Source organism: Streptomyces sp. NBC_00433 (genome assembly GCA_036015235.1).
Classification (GTDB): Bacteria; Actinomycetota; Actinomycetes; order Streptomycetales; family Streptomycetaceae; genus Actinacidiphila.
Genome location: CP107926.1, coordinates 6,049,501 through 6,076,338 on the forward strand (window position 1 = coordinate 6,049,501; position 26,838 = coordinate 6,076,338).

21 protein-coding genes, 1 tRNA gene, 2 pseudogenes and 1 riboswitch are annotated in these 26,838 nt (G+C 71.7%); of the genes and pseudogenes, 18 read left to right on the forward strand and 6 right to left on the reverse strand.

Annotated elements, in window-relative coordinates; genetic code table 11:
- Nucleotides 1-9 precede the first annotated feature (9 nt).
- The 13 genes and pseudogenes from OG900_25865 to OG900_25925 all read left to right on the forward strand — a co-directional run bounded on the left by OG900_25865 (nt 10) and on the right by OG900_25925 (nt 14,000).
- Nucleotides 10-1,068: a nucleoside triphosphate pyrophosphohydrolase gene (locus tag OG900_25865; GenBank protein WUH93205.1), complete on the forward strand. Its 1,059-nt coding sequence runs from the start codon at nt 10-12 to the stop codon at nt 1,066-1,068.
- A 23-nt stretch (nt 1,069-1,091) separates the two neighbouring features.
- Entirely contained in the window at nt 1,092-2,375 is a 1,284-nt protein-coding gene (locus OG900_25870) for a cytochrome P450 (GenBank protein ID WUH93206.1), read from the forward strand.
- 247 nt (nt 2,376-2,622) lie between these two features.
- Nucleotides 2,623-2,913 (forward strand): annotated as a pseudogene (locus OG900_25875) (transglycosylase family protein).
- Nucleotides 2,914-3,183: 270 nt separating this feature from the next.
- Nucleotides 3,184-3,588: pseudogene (locus tag OG900_25880) on the forward strand (LysM peptidoglycan-binding domain-containing protein).
- 319 nt (nt 3,589-3,907) lie between these two features.
- Nucleotides 3,908-4,122, forward strand: a riboswitch (cyclic di-AMP (ydaO/yuaA leader).
- 3 nt (nt 4,123-4,125) lie between these two features.
- Entirely contained in the window at nt 4,126-4,794 is a 669-nt protein-coding gene (locus OG900_25885; GenBank protein ID WUH93207.1) for a transglycosylase family protein, read from the forward strand.
- A 168-nt stretch (nt 4,795-4,962) separates the two neighbouring features.
- Nucleotides 4,963-6,243 (forward strand): phosphopyruvate hydratase, encoded by a 1,281-nt coding sequence (gene eno / locus OG900_25890; GenBank protein WUH93208.1) that lies wholly within the window; start codon nt 4,963-4,965, stop codon nt 6,241-6,243.
- Nucleotides 6,244-6,395: 152 nt separating this feature from the next.
- A complete protein-coding gene (locus OG900_25895) occupies nt 6,396-6,920 on the forward strand; it encodes a septum formation initiator family protein (protein WUH93209.1) in 525 nt (174 codons plus the stop codon).
- A 76-nt stretch (nt 6,921-6,996) separates the two neighbouring features.
- A complete protein-coding gene (locus tag OG900_25900; protein ID WUH93210.1) occupies nt 6,997-7,581 on the forward strand; it encodes a DUF501 domain-containing protein in 585 nt (194 codons plus the stop codon).
- Nucleotides 7,578-8,552 carry a Ppx/GppA family phosphatase gene (locus OG900_25905; protein ID WUH93211.1) on the forward strand — a complete coding sequence of 325 codons (975 nt, stop codon included), beginning with the start codon at nt 7,578-7,580 and terminating at the stop codon, nt 8,550-8,552. Before OG900_25900 ends, OG900_25905 begins: the two co-directional genes overlap by 4 nt.
- Nucleotides 8,553-8,846: 294 nt before the next feature.
- Nucleotides 8,847-10,232, forward strand: a complete 1,386-nt coding sequence (locus tag OG900_25910) for an NAD(P)/FAD-dependent oxidoreductase (GenBank protein ID WUH93212.1) — start codon at nt 8,847-8,849, stop codon at nt 10,230-10,232.
- A 177-nt stretch (nt 10,233-10,409) separates the two neighbouring features.
- Nucleotides 10,410-11,735 (forward strand): cyclopropane-fatty-acyl-phospholipid synthase family protein, encoded by a 1,326-nt coding sequence (locus OG900_25915; protein WUH93213.1) that lies wholly within the window; start codon nt 10,410-10,412, stop codon nt 11,733-11,735.
- Nucleotides 11,736-11,998: 263 nt separating this feature from the next.
- Nucleotides 11,999-12,082, forward strand: a tRNA-Leu gene (locus OG900_25920).
- A gap of 391 nt (nt 12,083-12,473) precedes the next feature.
- Entirely contained in the window at nt 12,474-14,000 is a 1,527-nt protein-coding gene (locus tag OG900_25925) for an FAD-dependent oxidoreductase (protein ID WUH95924.1), read from the forward strand.
- 57 nt (nt 14,001-14,057) lie between these two features.
- Here the strand turns inward: OG900_25925 and OG900_25930 are convergent, their stop codons facing one another.
- Nucleotides 14,058-14,936: a bifunctional DNA primase/polymerase gene (locus OG900_25930; GenBank protein WUH93214.1), complete on the reverse strand. Its 879-nt coding sequence runs from the start codon at nt 14,934-14,936 to the stop codon at nt 14,058-14,060.
- Between the two features lie 246 nt (nt 14,937-15,182).
- Between OG900_25930 and OG900_25935 the strand changes: the two genes are divergently transcribed.
- A complete protein-coding gene (locus OG900_25935) occupies nt 15,183-16,061 on the forward strand; it encodes a Bax inhibitor-1/YccA family protein (protein WUH93215.1) in 879 nt (292 codons plus the stop codon).
- Between the two features lie 114 nt (nt 16,062-16,175).
- On the opposite strand, the gene OG900_25940 is transcribed toward OG900_25935, so the two are convergent.
- Nucleotides 16,176-16,409, reverse strand: a complete 234-nt coding sequence (locus OG900_25940) for a DUF4287 domain-containing protein (protein ID WUH93216.1) — start codon at nt 16,407-16,409, stop codon at nt 16,176-16,178.
- 121 nt (nt 16,410-16,530) lie between these two features.
- Here OG900_25940 and OG900_25945 point away from each other — a divergent pair, with 121 nt between their 5' ends.
- Nucleotides 16,531-16,872 carry a hypothetical protein gene (locus OG900_25945; GenBank protein WUH93217.1) on the forward strand — a complete coding sequence of 114 codons (342 nt, stop codon included), beginning with the start codon at nt 16,531-16,533 and terminating at the stop codon, nt 16,870-16,872.
- A gap of 84 nt (nt 16,873-16,956) precedes the next feature.
- On the opposite strand, the gene OG900_25950 is transcribed toward OG900_25945, so the two are convergent.
- The 3 genes from OG900_25950 to OG900_25960 form a co-directional block, all read right to left on the reverse strand.
- Nucleotides 16,957-17,679: a hypothetical protein gene (locus OG900_25950; GenBank protein ID WUH95925.1), complete on the reverse strand. Its 723-nt coding sequence runs from the start codon at nt 17,677-17,679 to the stop codon at nt 16,957-16,959.
- A gap of 351 nt (nt 17,680-18,030) precedes the next feature.
- The gene (locus OG900_25955) at nt 18,031-19,251 is read right to left on the reverse strand and encodes an acetyl-CoA C-acetyltransferase (GenBank protein WUH93218.1); all 1,221 of its coding nucleotides are present in this window, start codon (nt 19,249-19,251) and stop codon (nt 18,031-18,033) included.
- 224 nt (nt 19,252-19,475) lie between these two features.
- Nucleotides 19,476-20,531: an SGNH/GDSL hydrolase family protein gene (locus OG900_25960; protein ID WUH93219.1), complete on the reverse strand. Its 1,056-nt coding sequence runs from the start codon at nt 20,529-20,531 to the stop codon at nt 19,476-19,478.
- A 162-nt stretch (nt 20,532-20,693) separates the two neighbouring features.
- Here OG900_25960 and OG900_25965 point away from each other — a divergent pair, with 162 nt between their 5' ends.
- Entirely contained in the window at nt 20,694-22,082 is a 1,389-nt protein-coding gene (locus tag OG900_25965; protein WUH93220.1) for a cystathionine beta-synthase, read from the forward strand.
- 330 nt (nt 22,083-22,412) lie between these two features.
- Here OG900_25965 and OG900_25970 read toward each other — a convergent pair whose 3' ends face one another.
- Nucleotides 22,413-22,820 (reverse strand): hypothetical protein, encoded by a 408-nt coding sequence (locus tag OG900_25970; protein ID WUH93221.1) that lies wholly within the window; start codon nt 22,818-22,820, stop codon nt 22,413-22,415.
- A 91-nt stretch (nt 22,821-22,911) separates the two neighbouring features.
- Between OG900_25970 and OG900_25975 the strand changes: the two genes are divergently transcribed.
- Together OG900_25975 and OG900_25980 are read left to right on the forward strand one after the other, a co-directional pair.
- Entirely contained in the window at nt 22,912-24,291 is a 1,380-nt protein-coding gene (locus OG900_25975; GenBank protein WUH93222.1) for an AMP-binding protein, read from the forward strand.
- A gap of 222 nt (nt 24,292-24,513) precedes the next feature.
- Nucleotides 24,514-26,718, forward strand: coding sequence for an MMPL family transporter (locus OG900_25980; GenBank protein ID WUH93223.1), 2,205 nt, complete (start codon nt 24,514-24,516; stop codon nt 26,716-26,718).
- Nucleotides 26,719-26,838: the final 120 nt, after the last annotated feature.

Here is a 26,838-nt window from a genome sequence, read left to right on the forward strand (position 1 = left end):
GTTCGAGGTGTGAACGACGTCGACGACACCGCGGGCGGCCCCGGCCGGCTGATCCTGCTCACCACCAGCCACCGGGTCGCGCCCGGCCAGCTGTCCTGGCCCGCGTGGCAGACGCTGCGCGACGCCGACCGGGTGCTGTGCGCGGACCCCGACCACCCTCAGCTGCCGTTCCTGCGTGAGGCGGGCGTGGGCGTGGAGGTGGCGGCGCCCACCGGCCGGGAGCTGGCCGAGGCGACAGCGGGCGGCCGTACGGTCGTCTACCTGCCCGCGGGCGGCGGCGAGGGCGACCGGGCCGTCACCGACGAGCTGGCCAGGCTCGGCGGCTCAGGGCGGGTCGCGATGCCCGACCTGGAGCTGCTGCCCGGGTCGTACGACCTGCCGGGCGCGCGGCTGCTCGACCTGGTGCAGGTGATGGACCGGATCAGGGCCGAGTGCCCGTGGAGCAGCCTGCGCACCCACCAGGACCTGGCCACATACGGCATCGAGGAGATGTACGAGCTGGTCGAGGCGATCGAGGAGGGAGACCGGGAGGCGGTGCGCGAGGAGTTGGGCGACGTCCTGCTCCAGGTGGCCTTCCACGCGGCGATCGCCGAGGGCGACCCGGACGAGCCGTTCGGGATCGACGACGTGGCCGCGGGCCTGGTCGCCAAGCTGGTCCACCGGCACCCGCACATCTTCGGCGACGAGGTGGCCGAGACTCCCGAGCAGGTGCAGGCCAACTGGATACGGCTCAAGGGCGTCGAGAAGGCCCGCGACTCGGTCACCGACGGCGTCCCGCCGGCCTCCCCGGCGCTGGCGCTGGCCGCCAAGCTCGCCGGCCGCGCGAGAGGGGCGGGCCTGCCGCTGCCGGTCGCCCCGCGGGCCCCGCTCTACGACGACGAGGCCGCCCTCGGCGACCACCTGCTGGCCGAGGCCGCCGCGGCCCAGGCGGCCGGCATCGACCCGGAAGCGGCGCTGCGGCACGCGGCACGCCGCTATCGCGCGGCCTTGCGCGAGGCGGAGGCGGGCGCCGGGACCGGTGGCGGCGGCGGGAGAGCGGCGGCCGGGGAGGACGAGCCGGAGCGGTAGGCCGGTTCACGTACGGTCGGGGGATGACCGACCCCGCCGCCATGCCCGAGCTGTTCACCTGGGAATTCGCCACCGACCCCTACCCGGCGTACGCCTGGCTGCGCGAGCACTCCCCGGTGCACCGTACGACGCTGCCGAGCGGAGTCGAGGCCTGGCTGGTCACGCGGTACGCGGACGCCCGTGAGGCGCTGGCGGACCCGCGGCTGAGCAAGAACCCGGTGCATCACGCGGAGTCGCCGGGAGCGCGCGGCAAGACCGGTATCCCGGGCGAGCGAAGCGCGGACCTGATGACGCATCTGCTCAACATCGACCCGCCGGACCACACCAGGCTGCGCCGCCTGGTGTCGAAGGCCTTCACCCCCCGCCGGGTGGCCGGCTTCGGGGTGCGGGTGCAGCAGCTGACGGACCGTTTCGTCGACGGCTTCGCGGCCCGCGGCGAGGCGGACCTGATCCACGAGTTCGCCTTTCCGCTGCCCATCTACGCGATCTGCGACCTGCTGGGGGTGCCGGCCGAGGACCAGGACGACTTCAGGGACTGGGCCGGGATGATGATCCGGCACGGCGGCGGCCCGCGCGGCGGCGTGGCGCGCTCGGTCAAGCGGATGCGCGCGTATCTGGTCGAGCTGATCCACCGTAAGCGCGCCGAGTTGGCCGCGGGCGGCGGCGCGGACGGCGAGGCGCCCGACGACCTGATCTCCGGCCTGATCAGGGCGAGCGACCACGGCGAGCACCTGACGGAGAACGAGGCCGCGGCGATGGCCTTCATCCTGCTCTTCGCCGGCTTCGAGACGACGGTCAACCTGATCGGCAACGGGATGCACACCCTGTTGACGCACCCGGGCCCGCGCGCCGACTTGCAGGCGTCCCTCGCCGGCGGCGAGACGGCCCTGCTGGAGACGGCCGTCGAGGAACTGCTGCGCCATGACGGCCCGGTGGAATTGGCGACCTGGCGCTACGCGACCACCGCGGTGACCGTGGGCGGTCAGCCGGTCGCGGCCGGGGACCCGGTCCTTGTGGTCCTGGCCGCGGCCGACCGCGATCCCGTGCGTTTCTCCGCGCCGGACTCCGTGAACCTCGCGCGGGCGGACAATCCGCATCTGGGCTACGGACACGGCATCCACTACTGCCTCGGTGCGCCGCTGGCCCGTCTGGAGGCGAGGACCGCGCTGGCGACGCTGCTCACCCGGCTGCCGGACCTGCGGCTCGCCGCCGATCCCGGCGATCTGCGGTGGCGCGGCGGCCTGATCATGCGGGGGCTGCGGACACTGCCGGTGGCCTTCACGCCCGAAGTGGCGCAAGCGAACTGACCGTGCGTCACCAACGTGACCCCGACGTGATGCGCGCTACATCGACTTGTGATCCACTGGCCAACACCGCTACGTTCTGCGGTCAACGCGGGGCACGTACGGCCCGCGGGACGCGCCGGACCCCACGGTGCGCGGCAGATGCCGGTGACGGCGGCCGCGCCGGGCGCGTAAGGCTGTGAAGAAAGGCGACCGCATGCTCTCGTCAGGGAACGGCAGGCACCGACGCCCCCGCCAGGCCCCCGCGGCCATGGTGACGGTCGCGGCGACCGGCGCCGGACTCGCGCTGCCCCTGCTGGGGGCGGGCGCGGGTGCCGCGCACGCCGCGGACGCCGGCACCTGGGACAGGGTCGCGATGTGCGAGACCGGCGGCATGTGGAGCGCCGACACGCACAACGGCTTCTACGGCGGCCTCGCCATCACCCAGGACACCTGGAGCCAGTACGGCGGCACGGCCTACGCCCCACGGCCCGACATGGCCACCAGGGCGCAGCAGATAACCGTGGCCGAGAACATCCTGGCCGACCTCGGCCCCGACGCCTGGCCCGGCTGCGACAAGGGCACGGGGCTGCTCTGGGACACCCGGAAGCCGGACGTCGACCCGGGCGCCACCGTGCCCACCACCGTCACGCCGGCGCCGACTGCCTCGACGGCTCCGGCGACGCCGACCACCCCGAGCGCGCCCACGGACGCCGGTGCGCCCACGGCCTCCCCGACGACTCCGGTGACGCCCGCCACTCCCGCCGTCCCCAGCTCGCCGACCACCGTGCCGTCGACCGTCGCCACGCCGACCGACCCCGGCACGGGCACGATGACGCCGCCCCCCGCCACCGCCGGCACGCCCACTCGGAGCGCCCCTCCCGCCGCCTCGACGGCCCCCGCGGCCCCCGGCACCCCCACGGAGGGCAGCGGCCGCCACGCGCGCCCCTACAGCCCCTCCGACGAGGAGCTGGCTGCGGCCGACCGGGCGACCCGTACCGAAACCACCGCGGTCACCGCGAACACCCTGGATGCCAACAGGCCTGGCAACAGCGGCAATACGGACACGAAGGCCGATACGGATCCGAGCACGTACAAGGTCGACGCGGGCGACTCCCTGTCCGGGATCGCGGCCGATCATGATGTCGCGGGTGGCTGGACCCGGCTCTACGACGCCAATCAGCACGTGATCGGCGACAATCCAAACCTCATCAAACCCGGACAGATTCTCGATCTGGGTTGAGCCCCGGCCGCCGGAGAGTCGAACGACCGTGTCGCGCAAGCCTGTCGACAAAACGGACGTACGGTATTTACGTGCCGCGCGGCGGTGTGACAAGGCTCTCGCCGGGGCTGTGACCGGCTGCTCGCTCCCTGCTGAAATCCGGCCGTCCGACCTGCGGGTTCTTCCACTCCCCGAATCCCGGACGGCAGTTGGCGCCCGAAACGCGAGTGTTTGTTCAACGGGGGTCGCTGTGCTTAACGTCTAACCGCTCGCCACAGCGGGCCCCGCCGGAGCGGAACGCCGAGTCCTGCCGCCGCGCCCGACGGGAACAGTCGACGCGAAAGCGCCGCAGGCAGGAGCGGGGGACCCACGGTCTTCCGCCGGATCAGAGGCATTGCGCCGCGCAGCGAACAGCACACCGCTGCCAGGTGTACGCCACCGGTCCGGCTCGGGGTGAAGCCGGGCATCCGCGTCCCCTTTCGCGGTGCCGGCCGGGCAACTCACGTCCGAACCCGACAGCTGACCTCGTAGGCGTCGGTGAGGGACACACACATGGGTAAGCACCGTCGCGCCTCAAAGATGGTCCGATTCGCCACATTCGCCGGTGTTGCCGGTACCGCCATCGCCATACCGCTGATCGGCGCCACGTCCTCCTCGGCCGCTTCCGTGGCCACCTGGGACGCCGTCGCCCAGTGCGAGTCCGGTGGCAACTGGTCGATCAACACCGGCAACGGCTACTACGGCGGCCTGCAGTTCTCGCAGTCCAGCTGGGAAGCGGCCGGCGGCCTGCAGTACGCCTCCCGCGCCGACCTGGCCACCAAGGACCAGCAGATCGCGGTCGCCGAGAAGCTGCTCGCCATCCAGGGCCCCGGCGCCTGGTCCTGCGCCTCGGCCGGCGGCCTGACCGCGGGCGGCCCGTCGCCCGACATCAACCCCGGCGGCTCCTCCTCGGCGAGCACCTCCACGCCCGCCAAGACCACCACCCCGGCGAAGAGCACCCCGGCCAAGCCCGCCGCCAAGCCCGCCAAGCACACCGCCTCTGACTGGCAGCGGCACACGGGCCGCAAGGGCGACTACACCGTCGTCTCCGGCGACACCCTGTCCGCCATCGCCAAGAGCCACCACGTGTCCGGCGGCTGGCACAAGCTCTTCCAGCTCAACAAGGACAGCGTCAAGGACGCCAACCTGATCTACCCGGGCCAGCACCTGCACCTCGGCTGACCGCCCGGCGGAACCTCACCGAACCGGCCGGCTACGCGGCTTGCCCCCGGGCGCCGCGTGCCCGGCCGGTTTTCCGTCTCAGGGGCCGGGCCGGGAACCGGCGCGGGGGTGTGAGGCGGTTAGGCTCGTCCCGGAAAAGACGAGAAGACATCATCTGAAGGAGACAACGTGCCGTCCATCGACGTCGTCGTAGCCCGGGAAATCCTCGACTCGCGAGGCAACCCCACCGTCGAGGTCGAGGTCGGCCTCGATGACGGCAGCACGGGCCGCGCTGCAGTGCCGTCCGGCGCTTCCACCGGCGCTTTCGAGGCCCTCGAACTCCGCGACGGCGACAAGAACCGCTACCAGGGCAAGGGAGTCGAGAAGGCCGTCCTCGCGGTCATCGAGCAGATCGGCCCCGAGCTGGTCGGCTACGACGCCACTGAGCAGCGGCTGATCGACCAGGCGATGTTCGACCTGGACGCCACCCCTGACAAGTCCTCGCTCGGCGCCAACGCCATCCTCGGCGTGTCGCTGGCGGTCGCGCACGCCGCCTCCGAGGCCTCCGACCTCCCGCTGTTCCGCTACCTCGGCGGACCGAACGCCCATGTGCTGCCGGTCCCCATGATGAACATCCTCAACGGCGGGTCGCACGCGGACTCCAACGTCGACATCCAGGAGTTCATGATCGCGCCGATCGGCGCGGAGTCCTTCTCCGAGGCGCTGCGCTGGGGCGCCGAGGTCTACCACACCCTCAAGGGCGTGCTCAAGACCCGCGGCCTGTCCACGGGTCTGGGCGACGAGGGCGGTTTCGCGCCGAATCTCGGCTCCAACCGCGACGCGCTCGACCTGATCATCGAAGCGATCAAGCAGGCCGGCTACACCCCCGGCCAGGACATCGCGCTCGCCCTGGACGTGGCCGCCTCCGAGTTCTACAAGGACGGCAAGTACCAGTTCGAGGGCGGCGAGAAGTCGGCCGCCGAGATGACCGAGTACTACGAGGAGCTGGTCGCCGCCTACCCGCTGGTCTCCATCGAGGACCCGCTGTTCGAGGACGACTGGGCCGGCTGGAAGGTGCTGACCGACAAGCTCGGCGCCAAGGTGCAGATCGTCGGCGACGACCTGTTCGTCACCAACCCGGAGCGCCTGCAGAAGGGCATCGACAATGCCACGGCCAACGCGCTGCTGGTGAAGGTCAACCAGATCGGCTCGCTGACCGAGACCCTGGACGCGGTCGAGCTGGCCCAGCGCAGCGGCTACAAGTGCATGATGTCGCACCGCTCCGGCGAGACCGAGGACGTCACCATCGCCGACCTGGCCGTCGCCACCAACTGCGGCCAGATCAAGACCGGCGCCCCGGCCCGCTCCGAGCGCGTCGCCAAGTACAACCAGCTGCTGCGCATCGAGGAGATTCTCGACGACGCGGCGGTCTACGCCGGCCGCAGCGCCTTCCCGCGCTTCAAGGGCTGACACCGCGGGCGAACGCCCTCAGCGTCCGTACGTCCCCGCACCCGGTTCCGCACCGTGGGCGGGGACGTACCGGCGTACGGGAGGGCGGGGCAGTATGTTCGGTTCCGCGGGGCGTACGTGCGTCCCGCAGGACGCACGAGGGGAGCGACGGCGTGGGGTCCGAACGGTTCTCCACCGCGGCCCGGCTCAAGGCCATCGGGCAGGAGGCGCACGCGCGGGTCTACCGTGCCGCCGCGGCCCGGCGCCCGGCCCGCCGCAACAGGCTCACCGGACGGGCGGCGCTGCTCGCCCTGGTGCTGTGCGCCCTGGTGGTCGCCCTCGCCTATCCGATGCGGCAGTACATCGCGCAGCGCTCCGACATCGCCGACCAGCGCCGCGAGGCGCAGCAGGCGAAGCAGAAGGTCGAGGAACTGCGCGAGCAGAAGGCCCGCTGGCAGGACCCGGAGTACGTCCGCACCCAGGCCCGCAAGCAGCTGCATTATGTGATGCCGGGTGAGAACGGCTACTCCGTGGCGAATCCCGCGCCCACCGCCGGCACCTCGGGCACCCGGCACAAGAGCGCCGGCAGCCCGGGTGACAGCGGCGGCCAGGCAGACGCGGCCGCCCACCGCCCCTGGTACGCGAACCTGTGGGACGGCGTGGACCATGCCGACGCGGCGGCACCGCCACGGCACTGACGCCTCCCGCGGACCCCGGCGGCCGCGCAGCCCGCGCACCGACCCCCACAGACGGCCAAGAGACACAGAACGGCACATGAACTCCTCCCAGCACAGTCCCGTCCCCGCCACCCCCGCGGAGGCCGCCGCCGTCAGGGCGCAGCTCGGCCGTCCGCCGCGGGGCCTGCGCGCGGTCGCGCACCGCTGTCCGTGCGGCAACCCCGACGTGGTCGAGACCCAGCCCCGGCTGGAGGACGGCACGCCCTTCCCGACGCTGTACTACCTGACGTGTCCGCGGGCCGCCTCCGCGATCGGCACGCTGGAGGCGGACGGGGTGATGAAGGCCATGACCGCGCGCCTGGCCGAGGACCCGGAGCTGGCCGCGGCCTACCGCGCCGCCCACGAGGACTACATCGCCCGCCGCGACGCCATCGAGGTGCTCGACGGCTTCCCCAGCGCGGGCGGCATGCCCGACCGGGTGAAGTGCCTGCACGTGCTGGTCGGCCACTCCCTGGCCGCCGGTCCCGGTGTCAACCCGCTGGGCGACGAGGCGCTGGCGATGCTGCCCGACTGGTGGGCGAAGGGGCCGTGCGTCCCGTTGCAGCAGGAGGCGGCGGGCTCCGACGCGGCCGACTCCGCCGATCCCGCCGGTGCGACCGGCCCGAGCGAGGAGACCTCATGACGACCCGCGTCGCCGCCGTCGACTGCGGCACCAACTCCATCCGGCTGCTGGTCGCGGACGTGGACCCGGCGACCGGTGAACTGAAGGACCTGGACCGGCGGATGCGGATCGTCCGGCTCGGCCAGGGCGTGGACCGCACCGGCCGGCTGGCGCCGGAGGCGCTGGAGCGCACCTTCGCCGCCTGCCGCGAATACGCCGAGGTGATCAGGCAGTACGGCGTCCCGGCGTCCCGCACCCGCTTCGTGGCCACGTCCGCGTCGCGCGACGCGGAGAATCGCGACGACTTCGTCCGGGGCGTGGTGGACCTGCTGGGCGTCGAGCCGGCGGTCATCACCGGCGACCAGGAGGCGGCGCTGTCCTTCAGCGGCGCCACCCGTGAACTCACCGGGGAACACGGCCTGCTGACGCCGTATCTGGTGGTCGACATCGGCGGGGGTTCGACCGAGTTCGTGCTCGGCTCCGACACGGTGACGGCGGCGCGGTCGGTCGACGTCGGCTGCGTCAGGATGACGGAGCGTCACATCGTGCGCGAAGACGGGCCGGTGGACCCGCCGACGCCCGAGATCGTCGCCGCGATGACCGCCGACATCGACGCGGCCCTTGCCGAGGCGTCCCGAACCGTGGCGATGGACCGCGCCCGTACGCTCGTCGGCCTGGCCGGCTCGGTCACCACGGTCGCGGCCGTCGCGCTGGAGCTGACCGCGTACGACCCGCTGGCGATCCACCACGCCAGGATCAGCCTCGCCCAGGTCAGAGCCGTCACCGAGCGGCTGCTCGCGGCCACCCGTGAGGAGCGCGCGGCCATCCCGGTCATGCACGAGGGCCGGGTCGACGTGATCGGCGCGGGCGCTCTGGTGCTGCTGCGGATCATGGAGTTCACGGGCGCGGAGGAGGTCGTCGTGAGCGAGCACGACATCCTCGACGGCATCGCTTTCGCCGCGGCGGACGGGTCCGCGGAAAAAGCTTTGTGAAACTCTTCACATGAAGTTCCCGATCTGCGGCCCAATTTTCCAAGGTGTGAGCCCGTGGGACCCCCACAATCCTTGGCCGCAGTGTGTTTCTCTGGTGTGACGAGGACCCCGTCGACCGCTGGACGCCGCACGATCCGCGCTGATCAGCGCCAGGTGCAAGGTTGTCGGGCGCATGGTGAGGGGTGCGGGTCACGTTGTGCCTGGTCGAGAAACCGCGCAGGGTAGCACAGGGTGTCCAGACCCTTGTGAAGGGGCTCACGAGGTACCCCCCTGCGGGTGCTGGATACTCGACGCATGAGCACCACGGAGCGTCCACGGATCCTCGTAGTAGGCGGCGGTTACGTCGGCCTGTACGCGGCGCGTCGCATCATGAAGAAGATGCGGTACGGCGAGGCGACCGTCACGGTCGTCGACCCGCGCTCGTACATGACGTACCAGCCCTTCCTTCCCGAGACGGCAGCAGGCAGCATCTCCCCGCGTCACGTCGTCGTCCCGCTGCGGCGCGTGCTGCCCGGGGCCGAAGTGCTGACCGGGCGGGTCGTCGACATCGACCAGGACCGCAAGGTCGCCACGGTCGAGCCGCTGGTCGGCGAGTCCTACCAGCTTCCCTTCGACTACCTGGTGATGGCGCTCGGCGCGGTCTCCCGGACCTTCCCGATCCCCGGCCTCGCCGAGAACGGCATCGGCATGAAGGGTGTCGAGGAGGCGATCGGCCTGCGCAACCACGTGCTCGAGCAGCTGGACAAGGCCGACTCCACGACCGACGAGGACATCCGCCGCAGGGCGCTGACCTTCGTCTTCGTCGGCGGCGGCTTCGCGGGCGCCGAGACCATCGGCGAGGTCGAGGACATGGCGCGCGACGCGGCCAAGTACTACCCGAACGTGAAGCGCGAGGACATGCGCTTCATCCTGGTCGACGCGGCCGACAAGATCCTTCCCGAGGTCGGGCCGCAGCTGGGCAAGTGGGGCCTGGAGCACCTCCAGGAGCGCGGTATCGAGGTCTACCTCAACACCTCGATGAAGTCCTGCGTGGACAAGCACGTGGTGCTCGCCAACGGCCTTGAGGTCGACGCCTCCACCATCGTGTGGACGGCGGGCGTGAAGCCGAACCCGGCGCTGGCGAAGTTCGGCCTGCCGCTCGGCCCGCGCGGCCACGTGGACACCGCCCCGACGCTCCAGGTGCGCGGCACCGACTACATCTGGGCCGCCGGCGACAACGCCCAGATCCCCGACCTCGCCGCGGGCGAGGGCGCCTGGTGCCCGCCGAACGCCCAGCACGCGCTGCGCCAGGCCAAGGTGCTCGGCGACAACGTGATCTCCGGGCTGCGCGGCTTCCCGCAGCAGCAGTACAAGCACGCCAACAAGGGCGCGGTCGCCGGGCTCGGACTGCACAAGGGCGTGGCGATGATCGTGGTCGGCAAGGCCAGGATCAAGGTCAAGGGCCGGCTGGCCTGGTACATGCACCGCGGCTACCACGGCCTGGCGGTGCCGACCTGGAACCGCAAGATCCGGGTCTTCGCCGACTGGACCCTGGGGATGTTCCTCAAGCGCGAGGTCGTCTCGCTCGGCGCCATCGAGAACCCCCGCGAGGAGTTCTACGAGGCCGCCCGCCCGGCCCCGGCTCCCGCGGTGGTCCAGCAGCCGAAGGCCGTCGAGACCGAGAAGGCCGGCGCGGCCTGACGCGCCACGCGGCGCAGGCCGCACCGTGCACGACGCCGTAAGGGCGCCCGCCATCCGTGGTGCGGGCGCCCTTACGGCGTCCCCGCACCCGGCGGCAACCGCCGTCCGGGCGAAGTGCGTGTATCCGCTATGTAGATTTACGGGTCAACGGCGGTTTTCAGTCGTAGGCTCAGAAGCATGGCTGACGCGGCTCATCGCATCTTCGAACTCGCCGAACACGCCCTCTCCAGACCGTTCCCGCTGCGCGTGCGGGCCTGGGACGGCAGTGAGGCCGGGCCGCCCGGCGCACCCGTCCTGGTCCTGCGCCGGCGCCGCGCCCTGCGCCGGCTGCTGTGGCGGCCCGGCGAGCTGGGCCTGGTCCGCGGCTGGGTGTCCGGCGACCTCACGGTGTCCGGCGACCTCTACGAGGCCCTCGACCAGCTGTCCGGGCTGCTGTGGGAGCGCGCCGAGCCCGACCCGGCGGCCGGCGGCACCCTGCGGACCGCCCGGCGCCTCGCGGACCTGGCGCGCGACCCCGGCAGCTACCGCCTGGTCCGCGAGGCGCTGGTGCTGGCCGGCCCGGGACTGCCGCCCGCGCCGCCGCCCGAGGAGGTCCGCCGACGCTCCGGCATCGCCCACACCAAGCGCCGCGACAAGGCGGCCATCGCCCACCACTACGACGTCGGCAACGACTTCTACGCGCTGCTGCTCGGCCCGAGCATGGTCTATTCGTGCGCTGTGTGGCCGGAAAAGGACACCACCCTTGAGGCCGCGCAATATGCCAAGCTCGACCTGGTCTGCCGCAAGCTGAGCCTGCGCGAGGGGCAGCGGCTGCTGGACGTCGGCTGCGGCTGGGGCTCGATGGTGCTGCACGCGGCCGAGCACTACGGCGTCCACGCCACCGGCATCACCCTGTCGGTGGAGCAGGCGGCCTACGCCCGCAAACGCGTCGCGGAGGCCGGGCTGACCGGCCGGATCGACATCCGGGTGCAGGACTACCGCGACGTCGCCGACGGCCCATACGACGCGATCTCGTCCATCGGCATGGCCGAGCACGTCGGCAGCGAGCAGTACCTGGAGTACGCGCGCACGCTGTACGGCCTGCTGCGGCCCGGTGGACGCCTGCTCAACCACCAGATCGCCCGGCGGCCCATGCGCGACGAGGAGGCGTACCGCATCGACGACTTCATCGACCGCTACGTCTTCCCCGACGGCGAACTCGCGCCGGTCGGCTCGACCGTCGCCCGGCTGGAGGAGGCGGGCTTCGAGGTGCGGGACGTGGAGGCGCTGCGCGAGCACTACGCGCGCACCCTGCGCGCGTGGGTGGCCAACCTGGAGGCGCACTGGGCCGCGGCCGCGCGCGCGACCACCGTCGGCAGGGCCAGGGTCTGGCGGCTGTACATGGCGGCGTCCGCGCTGTCCTTCGAGCGCAACCGGATCGGCGTCAACCAGGTGCTCGCGGTCCGCACGGACGCGGACGGCACGTCGGGCATGCCCCCTACCCGCGGCGGCTGGCTGTCCTAGTGCCGGACAGGCCCGGGAGCCGGCGCGTGGCCTGGACGCGCCACCGTGAGGGCTGTGTTGGCGCGTTTGTGGTAGTTGGGGGAGCGATTTCACGTCACTTGCGTGGGGCAACTGTGGACGCGGTGTTGACGGCCTGGACAGCCTGACTTGTCCTGTAGGACGACTGATGCGCTGTCAGTAACCCCTAAAATAAGACAACATGACAACTGAGGCGCCCTGTTCGGATCCGCCGTCCCCGATACGCTTTTCCCTGCGCCCCGCCGGCCCGGATGGTGGAACGCAGACACGGCGAGCTTAAACCTCGCTGCCCCGTCGTGGGCGTGCCGGTTCAAGTCCGGCTCCGGGCACCTCACCCCAGGGTGTTGGTCCGTGAGAAGGGCGGGAAGGGCGCGAAACGCCCCCGAACGCCGGGTGACGCGGGCACACCGTGGCAGTACCGGCTTTCCCGCACCATATGCACCGCGCGTACCGCACGGCGTCCTGTGGCGCCCGTGCTCCGGCATGCCACGGTCGGCCGTTCACGGCCGGCCGCACGGCCCCGCGGGCGGGTTGCCGAAGGCCTGTAGTGGGCACCGGGGGGAGCTTCCCCTTACATCCGCGTCATATGCCGAACGATCACGTGTAACGCCGCGCTGCGAAAGTCCCCTGCGCCAGTAGTGAAAGGGGACATGACAGATGACCCAGTTCAATCGACGTGCCTTCCTGCGTGCCGTCGGCGCGACAGGCGGGGCGGGCGCGATGCTCGCCACCATGGGGGCGCTCGGCCTCACCCCCACCGCCGAGGCGGCGGCGTCCCGCGAGGCGGCCTTCCGCGCCCCGCGCCGGGGCGACTTCCACCTCACCGGGAGGGCCGCCGCCAAGGTGGTCGTCCTCGGCGGCGGCATAGCGGGCCTGACCACCGCCTACGAACTCGGCAAGGCGGGCTATGACTGCACGATCCTGGAGGCGCGCGACCGGCCGGGCGGCCGCAACTTCACCGTCAGGGGCGGCGACAGCACCACCGACCTGTACGGCAACCACCAGACCGCGCGCTTCTCCGACGGCCAGTACATGAACGCCGGCCCCGCGCGCATCGCCCAGTGGATGATCACCCTCGACTACTGCCGTGAACTCGGCGTGCCCATCGAGGTCTTCACCAACGTCAACGCGGACACCTACCTCTACAACGAGTCGGCCGGCATGACCGCGCCGATGCGCTACCGCGCGGCCAAGGCCGACGTCTTCGGCTATGTGACCGAACTCCTGGCCAAGGCCTCCGACCAGGGCGCTCTCGACCAGGCGCTCACCGCGGCCGACCGGGAACGCCTGATGGAATTCCTCAAGGACTACGGAGACCTCGGCAATACGCTCGACTACACCGGCAGTTCGCGCCGCGGCTATTCCGTGTGGCCGGCCGCCGCCGGCACTCCGGGCGTGGTGAACGGCGATGTGCCCGGCGCGTCCGAGATCTTCGCCTCGGGAGTCGGTCGCTATTTCGCCTTCGAGTTCGAATTCGACCAGGCCATGCTGATGTTCCAGCCGGTCGGCGGCATGGACCGTATACCGCACGCGCTGGCCGGGGCGATCGGGAAGCACAAGGTGCGCACCGGCTGCGCCGTCACCCAGATCACCGACAAGGCGCACGGCGTCAGCGTGACCTACACCCAGGGCGGCCGGACGAGGGTCGTCGACGCCGACTACTGCGTGGCGGCCATGCCGCCGAACATCCTCGCCAAGGTCCCGCACAACCTCGGCCAGGACGTGCAGACCGCACTGACGGCCATCACGCCCTCCTCGGCAGGCAAGATCGGCCTGGAATACCGCTCCCGCTGGTGGGAGACCGACCACCGGATCTACGGCGGCATCACCGAGACCGACCTCGACGTCACCCACATCTGGCACCCGTCGTACGGCTTCCACGGCGAGCGCGGTGTGATGATCGGCTACTACAACACCGGTTCACACGCGGACTCCTACGCCGCGCTCAGCCCCAAGGACCGGGAGGCGCGCGCCGTGGCGGCGGGCGTGAAGATATACGGCGAGAAATACCGCAGCGAACTGGCCACGTCCTTCTCGCACCACTGGCGGCAGTTCCCCTACCAGGAGGCGGCCTGGCACAGCACTCCGGGCGGCCCCGACCACGTGCGGTACAAGCCGCTCAACGAGCCCACCGGGCACGTCTACTTCGCCGGTGACTGGCTCAGCTACATGGACGCCTGGCAGCACGGGGCGTTCAGCTCGGCGCGCAAGGCGGTGACCGCCCTGCACCAGCGCGTCCTGAGCTGACGGCGTCCGACGGCGCTTGACGGCGCCTGACGCCGGGCCGCCGGCAGCCGCCCCGCATCACCGGTGCGGGGCGGCACGCAGCCGTCCGGCCGACGCCACCGTGGCGGCGGCCTCGCGCTCGCTCAGGCCGGTGTGCACCGCCGCCGTCACCAGGGCGGGCGCCAGGGCGTCGCCAAGGCCGGCGTCGTAGGCGCGGCAGGCGGCCCAGAACAGCCGCCCGTTGCGCTCTCCTTCGTGTGAGTCCAGGACGAACCGCACCAGGGCCGCGGCCCGCTTCTCGGCGGGATGGCGCGGCCCTGCCGCGTGCCGGGGCTGCCGCTCGTACGGCGACGGCGGGGGAGCGGCGAGCCGCAGCAGCGCCGCAGGGGCCGCGGCCAGCGGGTGGTCGGCGGTCCCGGGGGCGAGCAGATAGCGGCCCGCGACCGTACGCGAACCCGGGCCGACCACGTAACCGCCCTCGCCGCGTATGTCGATGCCGGCGGCGAGCCTGCCGGCCGAGTTGGGCACCGGGCCCGGCGCTGTGAGCCACAGGTGGCGGCCGCCGCTGGGGGTGATCACGGTGACCGTGTCGGGCAGGGCGAAGCGGTGCGCCTCGGCCAGCGTGCGCAGCGCGCCTATGCCGTCGGCGCCGTGCTTGACGTCGAGGTCGAGGCCGATCAGGTGATGCGGCCCGCGCCCGCACGCGACCCCGTAGCCGGTGGCCCAGGGTGCCACGGCGAAGAGGGCGCGGATACGGACCGGGTCGGTGGTCGCGTCGTGGACGCCGTGCCCGGGTCTGCCGCACTCGCCGCGGCACATCGCCGCGGACCGCGGCTCGTCGCGGTGCGGGGAGCGGACAGCGGGCAGCTTCGTACGGGACAGCGGGATGACGGGCAGACCGCGGGCCGCGGTCAGCAGGGCCGCGTGCAGGGCGCGGGTGTGGTCGGGGCGTGGCATGGCCTGCTCCCTGATGTTCGAACGCATGTTCGTCTGCACTCTTCAGTGATACCGCGCCGGGGCGCCACCGTCCACCGTGAATCGCGCCAGACGTGTACGGGGCCGCGGTATGCCCGCGAGGGACCACCGGCACGGTGGGAGTGCGGATCGGCGTGCGGGGAAGATCACTACTCGGGGGCGGGCCGACTTTTTGCCAAGCCATTACCCTTGACGCAGAGCTGCAGGACGCGGCCATGGAGGAGTGAGATGAGGAGCAGCAACCCGGTCTTCTCCCGGCGGGGCTTCACCCGCGGGAATGAATACGCCGGCTTCGAGGCGCAGGGTGCCCGCGGCGCCCAGGGCGTGCCCGGCGGTATCCCGCAGGGCGGCAACCCCTATGCGCAGGCGCCGCGCAACCCCTACGACCAGCCGCTCACCGCCGAGGGCATGGAGCAGATGTACGCGGCGCCCGCCGCGGGCCCCGCCCAGACGGGCCGGATGACGATCGACGACGTCGTCACCCGTACGGGCATGACGCTGGGCACGGTCGTGGTCGGCGCGGTCCTCGGCTGGGTCGCACTGCCCGACAACACCGGCCTCGCCGTGGGCGCGGCGCTTGTCGCCTTCGTGCTTGCCATGATCCAGTCCTTCAAGCGCACGCCCGTACCCGCGCTGATCCTCGGCTATGCCGTCTTCGAGGGCGTCTTCCTCGGGGTGCTCAGCCGGGCCTACAACGAGGCATGGCAAGGCGCCCCAGTCCAGGCGGTGCTCGGCACCATGGCGATCTTCGCCGGCATGCTCCTCGCCTACAAGGCGCGGATCATCCGCGTCACCGCCCGCTACCAGCGGATCGGCCTGGCCGTCGCCATCGGCTTCGTCCTGGCGATGGTGGTCAACCTGCTCTTCGCCGCCTTCGGCAGCTCCGACGGCCTGGGGCTGCGCACCGGTCCCCTCGGCATCGTCTTCTGCCTGCTCGGCATCGCGCTGGGCGCCTTCTTCCTGTCCCTGGACTTCAAGCAGGTCGAGGACGGCATCAGGGGCGGCGCTCCGCGGCAGGAGTCCTGGCTGGCGGCCTTCGGACTGACGCTGTCGCTGGTGTGGATCTATCTGGAACTGCTGCGACTGATCGCGATCCTCCGCGACTGACCGCGGGGCGGATCGGCTGACGCTGCGACAGCCGGTCCACCGGACGGCTGAACGGGCTGCCGGGAAGCAATGCTTCCCGGCAGCCCGTTCGGCGTCGTGTGGGGGGAGGCGGGGTCAGAGCAGGTTGCGCGCGGCCCGCCGCAGGTCGTACTCGTGGACGATGGCCTTGGCGTGGCCGTAGGAGAGGTCGTGCTCCGAGCGGAGCCAGCTGACCTTCTCGTCGAAGCGGAAGAACGACGGCCCGTCGGCAAGGGCCGACAGCCACTCGTTGACCTCGCGGCCGGTGCAACTCGGGATGTGGTCGAGCAGATTCCGGTGGGTTTCCTCGGAGAAGTGCGTTTGGGACATCGGCGCCTCCGGTATGTGGTCCGGTCACCCCACCGTGCCCGAGAGGTCGGCCAATGGCAACCATCGTGGACGTGCGGATATGGGTGCGAGGCTGACTCCCGTACCCCGATAGGGTCGCGTCATGCCGGAGCGCAGCGATCAGAACGCCGACCCGCACACCGATCTGGGCGCCGCCGTGGAGCGGCTCGCGGGGCGCCTGCGGGCCCTTCCGCAGCGCAGGCTCCAGGCGGGCGCCGCGGCCATCGGGCTGGAACTGGCGCGCTGGCTGGACCGCGAGGCGCAGTCGCTGGAATTCCCCGGGCGCGAGCCCTACGCCATGCCGGACGACGGCGTTTTCGTGGTGGGCGACCAACTGGCTCTCGCCGGGCGGGAGCTGATCGCGGTGGCGAGGCTGCCCGAGCACCGCGACCTGCTGGCCGAGGCGCGCGAGCGGGTGGCACGGGCGGCCAGGGCGGTCGACTGAGCGGCGGGCGTGCGGCGTGAGGCTCCGCAGGGCAGGAGTTCCCGCGCGGCACAAGGCTCCACGGCGGGGCGGCGGCCCCGTCGGTCAGAGCGAGGCGACGACCCGGTCGGCGAGTACGTAGACGCTCTCCTCGCCGAAGGCGAAGGTCAGCGCGTAGGCGCCGGCTATCGCGGAACCGCCGCGCAGCACCGGGACGTCGCCGCGGTCCAGGGCGTCGCACAGCCGCAGCGCGGTCTCCCGGTGCCCCGGGGTCATGCACAGTGTGGTGCCGTCGGCGAAGACGTAGACGTCGAGGGTGCCCAGCGGACCCGGGCGGACGTCGGACAGCGGCACCCGGGCGTCGGCGAGGTCGGCGAGCCGCTCCGCGGTCTGGTCCTGCGAGGCGACGACCGGGGAGGGCGCGTAGTCGGGGCCCGACGGGTGCGGGATCACGCCCGGCGCGGGCAGTGTCGCCTCGGGCGCCTCCGCCGTGTCGGCTTCGAACCCGGCGTCATATGCGGCGTCGAGCCCGGCGAAGTCGGCCTGGCGGGGCAGGAAGGGCAGCACCGGCGGCACCTCGTAGTCGCCGCCGGACAGTGCGCCGTCAGCGGCGCTGCTGTAGAGGCCGCCGCGGAAGAGGGGGGTGTCGCCCGCGGTCTCGCGGGCCTCCTGCTCGGCCCAGAAGGCGCGCGCCTCGGCCAGTTCGCGCTCCCGCTCGTCCGCCAGTGCGTCGGCTACCGCGGTCCTGATGTCGCCGGCCGACGCGCGCTGCTCCGGCAGGCACAGACCGGCCAGGTCCTGGCGCAGCGCGGACAGCTCGCGGCGCATACCGCGGGCGGAGAGCAGGGCGGCGGAACCCGCCGCCACGGCGAGACCCGCGGCGACCAGCAGGACGGTGAAGTTGGCACTCACTGACGTTCTCCCGATTGACGCGACCCGAGCAATGCCCACCTGAACAGTGGACGAAACTTTCCCCTCACATCACTGTGCCGGTAAACCCCTGGCCCTCGCAGTGCGGAAAGTCATGAGTTGGGTGGGTCTGGGAGGCTGTCCAGTTTTTATATATACGGTCTGACCTGCAACAATGCACCGCCCCCGGGGGAAAATCACATCCCGGGGGCGATTTGATTGCGACTTACGTCACAACTCTGCATTACGGAGTCGGTCGACGGCGGAGTGTCACGAGAGCCGCTCGATCACCATGGCCATGCCCTGCCCGCCGCCGACGCACATGGTCTCCAGGCCGAACTGCTTGTCGTGGAATTGAAGGCTGTTGACCAGCGTCCCGGTGATGCGAGCGCCGGTCATGCCGAAGGGGTGGCCGACCGCGATGGCGCCGCCGTTGACGTTCAGCCGGTCCAGGTCGATGCCCAGGTCGCGGTAGGACGGGATGACCTGCGCCGCGAAGGCCTCGTTGATCTCGACCAGGTCGATGTCGCCGATGGACATCCCGGCCCGGCGCAGCGCCTGCTGCGAGGCCTCGACCGGGCCGTAGCCCATGATCTCGGGGGACAGCCCCGACACGCCGGTGGAGACCACCCGGGCCAGCGGGGTGACGCCCAGCTCGCGCGCCTTGGTGTCGGACATGACCACCAGCGCGGCGGCGCCGTCGTTGAGCGGGCAGCAGTTGCCCGCCGTCACGGTGCCGTCGGGCCTGAAGACCGGCTTGAGGCCCTGAACGCCCTCCAGGGTCACTCCTGCCCGGGGACCGTCGTCGGCGGCCACCACGGTGCCGTCAGGCAGCGTCACGGGGGTGATCTCGCGCTCCCAGAAGCCGTTCCCCAGCGCCTTCTCGGCCAGGTTCTGCGACCGCACGCCGAATTCGTCCTGGTCCTGCCGGGTGACGCCCTTGAGCGCCGCCAGGTTCTCCGCCGTCTGCCCCATCGCGATGTACGCGTCCGGCACCAGGCCGTCCTCGCGCGGGTCGTGCCAGCCGGCCCCGCTCTCCTCCGCCCGCGCGGCCGTGCGGGCGACGGCGTCGCCGAACAGCGGGTTCATCGTGTCGGGCAGGGAGTCGGAATTGCCCTTGGTGAACCGCGACACCATCTCGACGCCCGCCGAGATGAAGACGTCGCCCTCGCCCGCCTTGATGGCGTGCAGCGCCATCCGGGTGGTCTGCAGCGACGAGGAGCAGTAGCGGGTGACGGTGCAGCCCGGCAGGTGGTCCATGCCCATCCGCACCGCGACGATCCGGCCCAGGTTGAAGCCCTGCTCGCCGCCCGGCAGGCCGCAGCCCAGCATCAGGTCGTCGATGTCGTGCGGGTCGAGCTGCGGCACCTTGGCGAGCGCCGTGCTGATGATCGTGGCGGCCAGGTCGTCGGGTCGCAGGTCCTTGAGCGACCCCTTGAAGGCGCGACCGATGGGCGAACGGGCGGCTGAGACGATGACGGCTTCTGGCATCGCGACACTCCTCGGCGAGCTGCGGGCGGGCGGGTGCTTGGTGCGGCGGATCTGCGGCGCCGACGGTGTCCCCGCGGCCTGGCCGCCGGTACGTGGCCGCGGACTCTCTGGAAAGTTACCCGCACGTATCGCAGCGAGTCACCAGCCGGACGCTGTGATGCGGGCTACTTTCTGAGCGCTTGCTCACCCGGTGATGCTACGCCCGTACCCCGCCCCGGCGGGAGCTACGCCGAGCGGTGCGCGGCGCTCTCCTCGTCCGTCGCGTCCCCGGAGTCCTGCTCCGGGTGCTCCTCCGACAGCAGCCGCCTCCTGCGCCGCTTGATGAGCACCCAGCGCCCGCGCGGGCCCGACACCGCGTCCCGCGCCGCGGTGACCTCGGTGCCGCCCTCCGCGGCCGCCTCGGCCGCCGCCTGGGCGACCGGCAGGAAGCCCTCGCCGCGCCGCACGTCCGGCCGCTCGTCGGCCTGCGGCCACACGCCGAGCGCGGCGCACAGCGTCGGCAGGACGGCCATGGCGGCCGTCGCGTACCCCTCGGCCGAGGGGTGGAAGTTGTCAGGACCGAACAGCTCGCGCGGCCTGGCCTCGAACTCGGGGCCCAGCAGGTCGCCGAGCGAGACCGTGCGCCCGCCCACCCCCACCACGGCGATGGTCTGCGCCGCGGCCAGCTGCCGGCTCATCCGCCGGGCCAGCCAGCGCAGCGGCTGGTAGACCGGTTCGACCGAGCCCAGGTCGGGGCAGGTGCCGACGATCACCTCCACGCCGGCCGCGCGCAGCCGGCGTACCGCGTCCGACAGCAGCCGTACCGAGGTGGCGGGCGGCATGCGGTGGGTGACGTCGTTGGCGCCGATCATGATCACCGCCACGTCGGGCGGCCCCGCCGCGGGGTCGAGGACCAGCGCCACCTGGCGCGGCAGGTCGTCGGACTGGGCGCCGGGCTGCGCGACATTGACGAGCTTCACCGGCCGCTCGGCGACCGCCGCCAGCCCCGAGGCGAGCAGCGCGCCGGGGGTCTCCCTCGCCCGGTGCACGCCCTGCCCCGCCGCCGTGGAGTCGCCGAGGAAGACCAGCCGCAGCGGCGGCTCGCCGGTGCGGTGCGCGAACGCGGACCCGTACCGGCCGTCGGCTCGCGGCGGCACGTCCCCCGAGCCGCCGACCACCCGTTTGGCCAGCCGGACCTCCGCCAGCACCAGGCCGACCGCCGCCCCGCTCAGCAGGCTGATCCCGCCACCCCCGAACGCCGCCGCGGTCGCGATCCGCCGTGCCACCCTCGCCCTCGACATCGAGCCCGCTCACCTCCTGTGTACTAGCCGGTACAAGAACCTGTTGCCCAGAAGAGCACGCCCGGCAACGTCGACGCTGTCCGCGTCGTCCGCGTTTCGCCGCGGTCCGCGTGGGAGCACCTAGGCTGAACCCACCAACACGGAGAACCCGGAGACACTACGGTGCAGTTTCACGACTCGATGATCAGCCTCGTCGGCAACACCCCGCTGGTGAGGCTCAACAGTGTGACCGAGGGCATCCAGGCGACCGTCCTGGCCAAGGTCGAATACTTCAACCCCGGCGGTTCTGTGAAGGACCGCATCGCACTGCGCATGATCGAGGCCGCGGAACGCAGCGGCGAGCTGAAGCCCGGCGGCACCATCGTCGAGCCCACCTCCGGAAATACCGGTGTGGGCCTGGCCATGGTCGCCCAGCGCAAGGGCTACCACTGCATCTTCGTCTGCCCGGACAAGGTCTCCATGGACAAGATCAACGTCCTGCGGGCCTACGGTGCCGAGGTCGTCGTCTGCCCGACGGCCGTCGACCCCGAGCACCCGGACTCGTACTACAACGTGTCCGACCGCCTGGTGCACGAGACCCCGAACGCCTGGAAGCCCGACCAGTACAGCAACCCCAACAACCCGCTGTCCCACTACGAGTCCACCGGACCCGAGCTGTGGCAGCAGACAGACGGGCGGATCACCCACTTCGTGGCGGGCGTCGGCACCGGCGGCACCATCTCCGGCACCGGCCGCTACCTCAAGGACGTCAGCGAGGGCCGGGTCCAGGTCGTCGGCGCCGACCCGGAGGGCTCGGTCTACAGCGGCGGCTCCGGGCGGCCGTATCTGGTCGAGGGCGTCGGCGAGGACTTCTGGCCGACCGCCTACGACCGGGACATCGCCGACGAGATCGTGGCCGTCTCCGACAAGGACTCCTTCCAGATGACCCGGCGGCTGGCCCGCGAGGAGGGCCTGCTGGTGGGCGGCTCCTGCGGGATGGCGGTCGTGGCCGCGCTCAGGGTCGCCGAGCGGCTCGGCCCCGACGACGTGGTCGTCGTCCTGCTGCCCGACAGCGGCCGCGGCTACCTGTCGAAGATCTTCAGCGACGTGTGGATGAGCTCGCACGGCTTCCTCGACGAGGGTGAGGGCGAGGCGCGGGTCTCCGACGTCCTCGCGCACAAGGACGGCGGGATGCCGCAACTGGTCCACATGCACCCGGACGAGACGGTCGGACAGGCGATCGAGGTGCTGCGCGAATACGGCGTGTCGCAGATGCCGGTGGTCAAGCCGGGCGCCGGCCACCCCGACGTGATGGCCGCCGAGGTGATCGGCTCGATCGTGGAGCGAGAACTGCTGCACGCGCTGTTCACCAAGCGCGCCACCCTGGAGGACCCGCTCGAGAAGCACCTCTGCCCGCCGCTGCCGCAGGTCGGCTCCGGCGAGCCGGTCGCCGGCCTGATGACCGTGCTGGAGGGCGCCGACGCGGCGATCGTGCTGGTCGAGGGCAAGCCGACCGGTGTCGTCAGCCGCCAGGACCTGCTGGCCTTCCTGGCCGGGCACGGCGCGGCCTGACCGGCGGTTCCGGTGCCCCGCACCTCCCGCGGCCTGCGCGGGAGCGGCGGGGATTCGCGGAACTGGTACACCCGCGACACGTACGCGCAGCACGGGCTTAACAAGCGTCCGGCAGATTGGGCGATGTCGAAAGGGCAGGCGATTCACCGGCCCGAACGACACGCGAACGGCGCCAAGGACCTCCGGAGCGGCTCCCGGATTCCATGGTGACCCGGACGCGCCGGCCTGGTCCTGACCCGGCCCGCGTCCCTCGCGGGGACCGCCGTCGTCCCGCCCTCCGGACTCGCTCCGGGGGTGCGGCGGTCCCCGCGACCAATCCCTTCCCGCCCGTCAGTCCTCGTCCTGGCGGGACTTCGACCAGGCGCTGCTCAGCCCCTGCGCGAGATTCACCCCCACGATGCCCGCCCAGCTGATGAACAGCCCGGCTGTGCCGGCGTTCACCGCGCCGATGGCCGACAGCGGGATCGCCAGGATCATGCTGAAGCCGGCGAATCCGTAGCGGGCGAAACGCGCGCCGGCCTGCGGCGGCCCGATGGGGCGGCGGTCGGCGCGGGCGAAGGATGTCTGCTGCTGCGCGAGTTCGCGGCGCACCCGCTGCTCGACACGGCTGTCGAGCCGCTCTGTCACCTTCTCCATGAACGAGTCGATGAGTTCAGACTCGTACTCCGCTCCGAGATCCTTGCGGGCCTGCAAGGTGGCGGAGAGTTCTCTGCTGAGTTCCGGGTCGCGGGCGTCCATACGCCCACCGTAGAGAGCGGGGACCGTGGGCGACACTGGGGTTAGCCCCCGACTTGCCCGGGGGCCAGCCGTCCCGTAGGAGGACCACGCCATGGCCGACGTACCGCTGCTGACCGCCCTTCACGGGGGAACGGACCGGGCGGACGCGCTGACCGTCGACGGGCGGAGCTGCGGTTATGAGGACCTGCTGGGCGCGGCAGGAGCGGTCGCCCGCCGGGTGGCGGGGGCCGAGGCGTTCGCGGTCAGGGCCACGGCGTCCCTGGAGACGGTGGCCGCGGTGGTCGGCGGGCTGCTCGCCGGGGTGCCCGTGGTGCCGCTGGCGCCCGACGCGGGTCCCGCGGAGAGCGAGCACATCCTGCGGGATTCCGGCGCCGAGGTCGTGGCGGTGGACTTCGCCGAACGCGCGGACTTCCGGGCGCCCGCGCGGGCGGCGGATACGGACCCGGCTCGGGGGCGTACTGACGAGGCGTCGTACAAGGGCGCGGCCTTGGTGCTCTACACCTCGGGCACCACCGGGCCGCCGAAGGGCGTCCTGGTGTCGCGGGCGGCCATCGCCGCCGATCTCGACGCCCTTGCGCAGGCGTGGCAATGGACCGCGGACGACACCCTGGTCCACGGCTTGCCTCTCTTCCATGTGCACGGCCTGGTGCTCGGGGTGCTGGGCGCGCTGCGTACCGGCAGCCGGCTGGTGCACACCGGCAGGCCCACCCCGCGGGCTTACGCGGCGGCGGGCGGCAGCCTCTACTTCGGGGTGCCCACCGTCTGGCACCGGGTGGTGCGCGACGAGGCCGCGGCAAGGGCGCTGGCCGCCGCCAGGCTGCTGGTGTCGGGCAGCGCGCCGCTGCCCGCGCCGGTCTTCCGCGACCTGCGGGCGCTGACCGGGCATGAGCCGGTGGAGCGATACGGCATGACGGAGACGCTGATCACGGTGAGCGCGCGGGCCGACGGCGAGCGCAGGCCCGGCGCGGTCGGCACCGCGCTGCCCGGGATCTCCACCCGGATCGCCGATTCCGCCGACGGCGTCGGTGAGCTCCAGTTGAAGGGCCCCACCCTCTTCGACGGCTACCTGGGCCGGTCGGAGGCGACGGCGGCGTCGTACACCGCGGACGGCTGGTTCCGTACCGGCGACATCGCGGCGGTCGAGGCGGACGGCACCCACCGGATCGTCGGCCGGGCCTCGACCGACCTGATCAAGTCGGGCGGATACCGGATCGGCGCGGGGGAGGTGGAGAACGCGCTGCTCGACCATCCGGCGGTACGGGAGGCGGCCGTCGTCGGCGCACCGCACCCGGACCTGGGGCAGGAGATCGTCGCCTATGTGGTGGCGGACGGCGTGAGCGCGGCGGAGTTGACGGACTTCGTGGCGGCGCGGCTGTCGGTGCACAAGCGGCCGCGTACCGTCCGCTTCCTCGCCGAGCTGCCGCGCAATGCCATGGGCAAGCCGCAAAAGCGGTTGCTGCCTCCCGTCTGACCGGGATAGGGGTAGGGGATGGGCCTGTGCGTGCGGGCCGCTCCGGACCGCTGGGGTCGCCCCACCCCGCGGTGGTTCCTAGCCGGGCGGCAAGTAAGCTCAGGCCTGAGATAACGATGCCCGCACCAACCGGGTGGCCCACCCAGGCCGCCCGGGTCGCCGATACCCCGGTCCCGCTCCGAAGGGTGGCGGTGATACGTCCTGCCATGGAGGCAGCACCGCATGTTCCACCGCATAGGACGCACAGTCGTCCGCCATCCCGTATGGACCATCGTCGCGTGGCTGATCGCGGCGGTCGCGATCATCGCGACCGCGCCCAGCCTGCCGTCCAACAGCGACGAGAGCAGCTTCCTGCCCAGCAGCTACGAGTCCATCAAGGCCATGGACCTGCAGGAGAAGGCCTTCCCCTCGGCCTTCACCCCGTCCGCGATCGTCTTCTACCAGCGCGCCGACCAGGGCAAGCTGACGGCGACCGACAAGGCCGACATCGCCAGGATCACCAAGGAACTCGGTCAGAAGAAGATCGACCAGGTCCAGAAGGTGACCGACGGCTCGCTGTCCAAGGACGGCAAGTACGACACCGCGCTGGTCCAGATGGACAAGAAGTCGGCGGGCCAGCCGAAACAGGCCGACGCGGCGAAGGCGCTGCGCACCGACTCCACGGCGCTGGCCAAGGGCACCGCGCTGAAGGTGCAGGTCGGCGGTCAGGCCGCACAGAACCTGGACCAGCAGGACGCGGGCAAGACCTCGGACGCGGTGGCGCTGATCGGCTCGCTGCTGATCATCATCATCACGCTGTCGATCATCTTCAGATCCCCGCTGATCGCCGTGATGCCGCTGATCCTGCTGCTCGGCGTGGTCTTCACGGTCTCCAACGCGCTCATCGCCGACGCGACCAAGGTCTTCGGACTCCAGGCCAACAGCTCGATCTCCGCTCTGCTGATCGTGGTGGTGCTCGGCGTCGGCACCGACTACTTCCTCTTCCTGATGTTCCGCTACCGGGAACGGCTGCGGGCGGGTGACGAACCCAAGGAAGCGATGATCAACAGCGTCACCAGGGTCGGCGAGGCGATCGCCTCGGCGGCCGGCGCGGTCATCATCGCCTTCTGCGCGCTGGCGCTGTCCACCCTGGGCTTCCTCACCCAGCTCGGCCCGGCGCTGGCGATCCTGGTCGCGGTCACCCTGGTGGCAGGTCTGACGCTCTTCCCGGCGATCTGCTCGGTGATCCCGCCGCGCGTCCTGTTCTGGCCCGGCAAGAAGTGGCACCAGGAGCCCACCGGCACCCGCTTCGCCGCCATCGGCCGGCTGGTCGGCCGCAGGTCCGGGATGGTGGCGATCGTCTCCGGCCTGGTGATGGTGCTGCTCGCGCTGGGCACCCTCGGCTACAAGGCGTCCTACGACCTGGCGTCCGGCTCGATCCCGAAGACCAAGGAGTCGATGGTCGTCCAGGACACCCTGGCCAAGGCCTACTCCGCCGGTGCCGCCGAGCCGACCGACGTCTACCTCACCAGCACCGACGGCAAGCCGCTGACCGCCGACTTCACCGCCTACGCGAACAAGCTGCACGGGGCGGACGGCGTCGCGGACGTCACCTTCGACCGGAAGACCGACCTGAACAAGGCCGGGACCACGGCCGACTTCACCGTGACGCTCAAATTCGAGGCCGCGACCGACCAGGCCATCAAGGCGGTCGGCGACGTCAGGACGGTCGCGCACGAGAACGCGCCGCCCGGCAGCGAGGCCTTCGTCGGAGGCTCCTCGTCGGTCTTCAAGGACATCAACGCGGCCGTCAACCACGACTACCGCACGGTCTTCCCGGTCGCCGCGGTGCTCATCATGCTGATCCTGGGCCTGCTGCTGCGCAGCGTGATCGCGCCCTGGTACCTGATCGCCTCGGTCGGCCTCGGCTTCGGCGCGACCCTCGGCACGACGGTGCTGATCTTCGGCCGTGGTGACGGACTGATCTTCCTGCTGCCGATCATCATGTATCTGTTCGTGGTCGCCATCGGCACGGACTACAACATCCTGATGATCGCGCGGCTCAGGGAAGAGGCCAAGGCGGGCCGCGACCCGCGGGAGGCGGCCAGCATGGCGCTGCGGCACGCCGGTCCGACGATCGGCGCGGCCGGGGTGATCCTGGCGGCGACCTTCGCGACGCTGATGCTGTCGGGCAACGCCTTCCTGACCCAGATGGGCTTCGCGGTCGCCTTCGGCATCGTGATGGCGGCCTTCGTGATGGCGATGTTCTTCACGCCGAGCCTCACCGCGCTGATCGGTCACGCGGCGTGGTGGCCGGGGCATGCCGACCGGGCCACCGAGCCCGCGGCGACCGGGTCGCCGACCGCCGGCGGCGTCGGCGGCGGCGGTGGCCAGGGCGGTCCCGGCGGGGCCCGCGACGCGGAGCTGGATGATTCGCAGGCGCGCTGAGCTGCGGATTCTTCGGCGGTAACCGAGTTATCCACAGGGCCGGACAGGTGTCGATCACCTGTCCGGCCCTTTCGGTTACGCTGAGACAGCAGTGAGTGACCGGCGGCCCGGGAGGCGGCG

Coding starts and splice junctions, on each gene's coding strand:
- OG900_25910 (WUH93212.1), top strand. CDS start 8,847: ATGAGCACCACGGAGCGTCCACGGATCCTCGTAGTAGGCGGCGGTTAC.
- OG900_25970 (WUH93221.1), bottom strand. CDS start 22,820: ATGGACGCCCGCGACCCGGAACTCAGCAGAGAACTCTCCGCCACCTTG.
- OG900_25950 (WUH95925.1), bottom strand. CDS start 17,679: ATGCGCCGCGAGCTGTCCGCGCTGCGCCAGGACCTGGCCGGTCTGTGC.
- OG900_25960 (WUH93219.1), bottom strand. CDS start 20,531: ATGTCGAGGGCGAGGGTGGCACGGCGGATCGCGACCGCGGCGGCGTTC.
- OG900_25915 (WUH93213.1), top strand. CDS start 10,410: ATGGCTGACGCGGCTCATCGCATCTTCGAACTCGCCGAACACGCCCTC.
- OG900_25945 (WUH93217.1), top strand. CDS start 16,531: ATGCCGGAGCGCAGCGATCAGAACGCCGACCCGCACACCGATCTGGGC.
- OG900_25940 (WUH93216.1), bottom strand. CDS start 16,409: ATGTCCCAAACGCACTTCTCCGAGGAAACCCACCGGAATCTGCTCGAC.
- OG900_25930 (WUH93214.1), bottom strand. CDS start 14,936: ATGCCACGCCCCGACCACACCCGCGCCCTGCACGCGGCCCTGCTGACC.
- OG900_25905 (WUH93211.1), top strand. CDS start 7,578: ATGACGACCCGCGTCGCCGCCGTCGACTGCGGCACCAACTCCATCCGG.
- OG900_25885 (WUH93207.1), top strand. CDS start 4,126: ATGGGTAAGCACCGTCGCGCCTCAAAGATGGTCCGATTCGCCACATTC.
- OG900_25935 (WUH93215.1), top strand. CDS start 15,183: ATGAGGAGCAGCAACCCGGTCTTCTCCCGGCGGGGCTTCACCCGCGGG.
- OG900_25955 (WUH93218.1), bottom strand. CDS start 19,251: ATGCCAGAAGCCGTCATCGTCTCAGCCGCCCGTTCGCCCATCGGTCGC.
- OG900_25925 (WUH95924.1), top strand. CDS start 12,474: ATGCTCGCCACCATGGGGGCGCTCGGCCTCACCCCCACCGCCGAGGCG.
- OG900_25900 (WUH93210.1), top strand. CDS start 6,997: ATGAACTCCTCCCAGCACAGTCCCGTCCCCGCCACCCCCGCGGAGGCC.
- OG900_25980 (WUH93223.1), top strand. CDS start 24,514: ATGTTCCACCGCATAGGACGCACAGTCGTCCGCCATCCCGTATGGACC.
- OG900_25975 (WUH93222.1), top strand. CDS start 22,912: ATGGCCGACGTACCGCTGCTGACCGCCCTTCACGGGGGAACGGACCGG.
- OG900_25870 (WUH93206.1), top strand. CDS start 1,092: ATGACCGACCCCGCCGCCATGCCCGAGCTGTTCACCTGGGAATTCGCC.